This is a genomic window from Aquabacterium sp. (assembly GCF_014378415.1).
Lineage (GTDB): Bacteria > Pseudomonadota > Gammaproteobacteria > Burkholderiales > Burkholderiaceae_C > Aquabacterium.
The window spans coordinates 1-5,404 of sequence record NZ_JACMNS010000073.1; the positions used below are offsets into that span (position 1 = coordinate 1).

Genomic DNA, 5,404 nt, shown 5'->3' on the forward strand with positions numbered 1-5,404 from the left:
AGAAACGGCCATCGCGGGCATCGGCAACGCCACCATGCGGTGAGGATGCGAGGCCAGCTCAGGAGCTGGTTGGGGCGCTTGCCCCGCCCGGCTGGCGACGGCCAAAGTCACGCGCTGGGTCAGTTCGGGCCAGCCATGCCATGTGTGCAGATTGGCATATTGGTCCTGGCCAATGATCAAAAACCAGCGTTCAGGCAGGTTGGAATTGGTCAAAGATTCGGTGTTTTGCAGGGCCCGAACGGTGTCGAGAGTGTACGACGGACCGGCGCGGTCGGTTTCCAGCGTGTCAACGACGAAGCGCGGCTCGTGTTCGGCGGCCAACCGGACCATGGCGACACGGTGCTCGGAAGGGGTCAGTTGGCGAGCCTTTTGCCAGGGCTGGCCGACGGGGATCCAGCGGATTTCGTCGAGTTGCAAATGCGTCAGCGCGGACTGCGCCAAGGCCAGGTGCGCCTGGTGGACCGGGTCAAAGGTGCCGCCGGACAGGCCGATCTTTCGGCCATGCCTGCCCGCCAGCGAGAGGTCAGGCCCAGTCACGCGGGGGCAGGAAGTCGGCGTACAAATGCGCCTCGGGCGTGCCGGGCTCGGGGTGCCAGTCGTAGCGCCACTTGACGATGGGGGGCATCGACATCAGGATGCTTTCGGTGCGGCCGCCCGATTGCAGGCCGAACAAGGTACCCCGGTCCCACACCAGGTTGAACTCGACGTAGCGGCCCCGGCGGAAGGCTTGGAAGTCGCGCTGGGCCTCTCCATAGGGCGTGTCGCGGCGGCGCTGCAGGATGGGCAGGTAAGACAGGACAAAGGCATCGCCGACCGAGCGGGTCATGGCAAAGCCCTGCTCGAAACCCAGCTCAGAGAAATCGTCGTAAAAGATGCCGCCGACGCCGCGCGCCTCGTTGCGGTGCTTGAGGAAGAAGTACTCGTCGCACCACTTCTTAAAGCGCGGGTGCTTGTCGTCGCCGAAGGGCTGCAGCGCGTCTTTGCAGGTGCCGTGAAAGTGCTGGGCGTCTTCTTCAAAACCGTAATACGGCGTGAGGTCCATGCCGCCGCCGAACCAGGCCACGACCTCGGTGCCACCGTCAGGCAAGGGCTTGTGCGCGGCCAGCATGCGCACATTCATGTGCACGGTGGGCGCGTAAGGGTTGCGGGGGTGGAAGACGAGCGACACGCCCATGGCCTCAAACGGGCAGCCTGCCAAGTCGGGTCGGTGCTGCGTGGCCGATGGCGGCAACTGCGGTCCCTTGACGTGCGAGAAATTGCAGCCGCCGCGCTCCAGCACTTTGCCTTCTTCAAGCACGCGCGAACAGCCATCGCCCTGCAGGCGTTCGCCGGGCTCGCGCACCCAGGCATCGCGCTTGAAGGGCGTGCCGTCCTCCAACTCAAAGGCCTCGACGATGCGGTCTTGCAGGCCGAGCAAATATTGGCGTACAGCGGTGGTGTCCATCATCAGGTCAGCGGGGTTTGTTGATGGCGCGCCAGCCAATGTCGTGGCGGAACTGCATGCCATTGAACTGGATGCCCAGCAGGTAGTCGTAGGCGCGTTGCTGCGCCAACTTGGCCGAGTCGCCCAGCGCGGTCACGCAAAGCACACGGCCACCGTTGGTCACCACCTTGCCATCGACCAATTGCGTGCCCGCGTGGAAGACCATCGCGTCGTCGGCCTCGGCTGGCAAACCGGTGATGACGTCGCCCTTCTTCGGGTTGAGCGGGTAGCCGCCCGCTGCCACAACCACGCCCAGCGCAAAGCGGCGGTCCCATTGCAGCTCGACCTGGTCCAGCGTGCCATCGGTGGCGCTGAAGAATACGTCCACCAGATCGCTCTTCAAACGCATCATGATGGGCTGGGTTTCAGGGTCGCCCATGCGGCAGTTGAACTCCAGCGTCTTGGGGTTGCCTTGTGCATCGATCATCAGGCCGGCGTACAAAAAGCCGGTGAAGGGGATGCCGTCTTTGGCCATGCCCGCCAGCGTCGGGTTGATGATGTCCTGCATGGCCTTGGCGTGCACATTGGGCGTGACCACGGGCGCGGGCGAGTAGGCGCCCATGCCCCCGGTGTTGGGGCCTTCGTCGGCATCCAGCAGGCGCTTGTGGTCCTGGCTGGTGGCCAGCACGGCCACGTTCTTGCCGTCGGCCAGCACGATGAAGCTGGCTTCTTCGCCTTGCAGGAATTCTTCGATCACCACGCGCGGCACAGCCTGTCCATCCGCGCCAGCGTTGTGCTGCACGCCGAGCTTGTTGTCGCCATCATCGGAAGGCAGCATCCAGTCGACCGCCTCATGGGCCTCGGCCAAAGTCATGGCCACGACCACGCCCTTGCCCGCCGCCAGGCCATCGGCCTTGATGACGATGGGCGCGCCATGCTTGTCCACGTAGGCGTGGGCAGCGGTGGCCTCGGTGAAGGTCTCGTAGAAGGCCGTGGGGATGCCATGGCGCTTCATGAAATCCTTGGCGAAGGCCTTGGAGCTTTCAAGCTGCGCAGCCGCCTTGGTCGGGCCGAAGATGCGCAAGCCACGCGCGCGGAATTCATCGACCACGCCAGCCGCCAGCGGGGCTTCGGGGCCCACCACGGTCAGGTTGATTTTTTCGCGTTCAGCAAAATCGGCCAGGGCCTTGACGTCGGTGATGTCGATGTTGACCAGGTGCGGGCTGCGCGCGGTGCCGCCATTGCCCGGCGCCACGTAGACCTTTTGGGCCTTGGGCGATTGGGCCAGTTTCCAGGCCAGGGCATGTTCGCGTCCACCCGAGCCAATCACAAGAATATTCATACGGTTCGTCGATTCTTCAGTTCAGTTCAGCGTTGTGGAACACATCCTGGGCATCGTCCAGGTCTTCCAGCATGTCCAGCAATTTTTGCTGGCGGGTGGCATCTTCGCCCGTCAATTCAACCGCGTTTTCAGCGCGCATCGTCACTTCGGCCACCTCGGGGGTCAATCCCACGTTCGTCAAGGCCGCCTTGATGGCTTCGAACTCCAGCGGCGGCGTCAGCACTTCGATCGATCCATCGTCGTGGGTGATCACGTCGTCAGCGCCAGCCTCCAGCGCCACTTCCATGACTTTGTCTTCGCTCGTGCCCGGTGCAAAGATGATCTGGCCGCAGTGCTTGAACTGGAATGCGACCGAACCTTCCGTGCCCAGGTTGCCACCGTACTTGCTAAAAATGTGCCTGACCTCGGCCACGGTGCGCACACGGTTGTCGGTCATGCAGTCAATGATCACGGCCGCGCCGCCAATGCCGTAGCCCTCGTAGCGCACTTCTTCGTAGTGCACGCCCTCGAGGTTGCCGGTGGCCTTGTCCACATTGCGCTTGATGGTGTCGGCGGGCATGTTGGCCGCTTTGGCTTTTTCAATGGCCAATCGCAGGCGCGGGTTGACGTCCAGGTCAGCACCGCCCAGGCGTGCCGCGACGATGATTTCGCGGATGACGCGGGTCCAGACTTTGCCTCGTTTTTCGTCTTGACGCCCCTTGCGGTGCTGGATGTTGGCCCATTTGGAATGTCCGGCCATGGTGTGTGTGCTCCAAGCTGTTTTTCGCCGCGAAACGGCGCATCGCGCGCCACATTGGGCGGGCGCGCGAACATGATTTGCAGAGATACTGGGATCTCGTGATTTCCAGAATTTTACCTTTGCCCTCAGGAGCCTCGTTCATGGCCGACCCAATTCTGATTGCCCGCCACGGTGACATCGAATGCCACCTGCTGCCAGAACTGGCCAATCGGCACGGTTTGATCACCGGCGCCACGGGCACGGGCAAGACGATCACCCTGCAAAACCTGGCCGAAAACTTCTCGAAATTGGGTGTGCCGGTGTTCATGGCCGACATCAAGGGCGACCTGACCGGCATCTCGCAGGCGGGCACCATCAGCCCCAAGCTGGCCGGCATCCTGAAGGAGCGCGGCATTGAGGCACCCGCCTCGCTGGCCTGCCCCACGGCCCTGTGGGATGTGTTCGGTGCGCAAGGCCACCCAGTGCGCGCCACCGTGTCCGACATGGGCCCGCTGCTGCTGTCGCGCATGCTGAACCTGAACGACACCCAGCAGGGCGTGCTGCAACTGGTCTTCAAGATTGCGGACGACAACGGCCTGCTGCTGCTCGATCTGAAAGACCTGCGCGCCATGTTGCAGCACGTGGGCGACAACGCCAGCACCTTCACCACCGAGTACGGCAACATCAGCCCCGCCAGCGTGGGCGCCATCCAGCGCGGCCTGATGCAGGTGGAAGAGCAAGGCGGCGACCAGTTCTTTGGCGAGCCCATGCTCGACATCCACGACTTCATGCAAACGGTCGATGGCCATGGCGTGGTCAACATCCTGGCCGCCGACAAGCTGATGAACGCGCCGCGTTTGTACGCCACCTTCCTGCTGTGGATGCTGTCGGAATTGTTCGAAGCACTGCCCGAAGTGGGTGATCTGGACAAGCCCAAGCTGGTGTTCTTTTTTGACGAAGCCCACCTGCTGTTCACCGACGCGCCCAAGGCCTTGGTCGAACGGATTGAACTGGTGGTGCGCCTGGTGCGATCCAAAGGCGTGGGCGTCTATTTGGTCACTCAAAATCCCTTGGACGTGCCGGAAACGGTTTTGGGGCAGTTGGGCAACCGCGTACAGCACGCGCTGCGCGCCTTCACGCCCCGCGACCAGAAGGCGGTCAAGTCGGCCGCCGAAACCATGCGCGCCAACCCCGGCCTGGACATCGCCACGGCCATCACCGAGCTGGCGGTGGGCGAAGCCTTGATCAGCTGCCTGGACGACAAGGGCCGCCCCGGCATCACGCAACGTGTGTTCGTGTTGCCGCCTGGCAGCCAGATTGGTCCGATCACGCCCGATCAGCGCAAGGTCTTGCTGAGCACCTCTTTGGTCGCTGGCGTGTACGAGAAAGTGGTAAACCGCGAATCGGCTTACGAAAAGCTGAAAAGCCGCGCCGCCAGCACGCCCACCCGCGAGCAAACTGAGGCCACGCCGCCCGCGCCCGATGCTGGGGGCTCCTGGCTGAGCGACCTGGCGGGCGGCCTGCTCAGAGGCAGCGGCCGCAAGGACTCGGTGCTGGAAACCGTGGCCAAGTCAGCCGCGCGCACCATCGGCTCATCGGTGGGCCGCGAGCTCATCCGCGGCGTGCTGGGATCGTTGCTGGGTGGCAGCAGCAAGCGACGCCGCTAGGCGGCCCCCCGGGCCTGCAACACCGAGGCCAATCAACGGTCTCGGTGACCCCAGCCGCCGCCACGGCGGTCGTCGTCATTGCCCCGGTGGCGACCGCGTTCAGCCTTGGCGGTAACCGTTGAGTAGGCTTCAGCCCGATGGACACGGCACCCTGACAGGGATTCGTAAAGCTGTGTTGCCAAGCTGTAAGCAGCTGTAGCGGCTTTAGCGGCTCAATGGCAATCGCTGCGCGCCACGGCCAACAGCCGCTCCAC

At 63.6% G+C, this 5,404-nt stretch carries 5 protein-coding genes; 1 reads left to right on the forward strand and 4 read right to left on the reverse strand.

The genetic code is table 11. The features are described from left to right. From nadD to H7225_RS07095, 4 genes are all read right to left on the reverse strand, one after another. Positions 1 to 537: nicotinate (nicotinamide) nucleotide adenylyltransferase (gene nadD, locus H7225_RS07080; RefSeq protein WP_290660265.1), on the reverse strand; the 537-nt coding region annotated here is incomplete at its 3' end. Then, the gene (gene hemF / locus H7225_RS07085; RefSeq protein WP_290660267.1) at positions 524 to 1,447 is read right to left on the reverse strand and encodes an oxygen-dependent coproporphyrinogen oxidase; all 924 of its coding nucleotides are present in this window, start codon (positions 1,445 to 1,447) and stop codon (positions 524 to 526) included. The genes nadD and hemF, both read right to left, overlap by 14 nt. Before the next feature lie 4 nt (positions 1,448 to 1,451). After that, entirely contained in the window at positions 1,452 to 2,765 is a 1,314-nt protein-coding gene (purD, locus tag H7225_RS07090) for a phosphoribosylamine--glycine ligase (RefSeq protein WP_290660269.1), read from the reverse strand. Positions 2,766 to 2,781: 16 nt separating this feature from the next. Next, positions 2,782 to 3,504, reverse strand: a complete 723-nt coding sequence (locus H7225_RS07095; RefSeq protein WP_290660270.1) for a YebC/PmpR family DNA-binding transcriptional regulator — start codon at positions 3,502 to 3,504, stop codon at positions 2,782 to 2,784. Positions 3,505 to 3,644: 140 nt separating this feature from the next. On the opposite strand from H7225_RS07095, the gene H7225_RS07100 reads away from it, so the two are divergent. Then, the gene (locus tag H7225_RS07100; protein WP_290660272.1) at positions 3,645 to 5,150 is read left to right on the forward strand and encodes a helicase HerA-like domain-containing protein; all 1,506 of its coding nucleotides are present in this window, start codon (positions 3,645 to 3,647) and stop codon (positions 5,148 to 5,150) included. Positions 5,151 to 5,404: the final 254 nt, after the last annotated feature.

Bases quoted from the DNA above. Each gene is read 5' to 3' on its own strand.
- hemF (WP_290660267.1), bottom strand. From the start codon at position 1,447: ATGATGGACACCACCGCTGTACGCCAATATTTGCTCGGCCTGCAAGAC.
- purD (WP_290660269.1), bottom strand. From the start codon at position 2,765: ATGAATATTCTTGTGATTGGCTCGGGTGGACGCGAACATGCCCTGGCC.
- H7225_RS07095 (WP_290660270.1), bottom strand. From the start codon at position 3,504: ATGGCCGGACATTCCAAATGGGCCAACATCCAGCACCGCAAGGGGCGT.
- H7225_RS07100 (WP_290660272.1), top strand. From the start codon at position 3,645: ATGGCCGACCCAATTCTGATTGCCCGCCACGGTGACATCGAATGCCAC.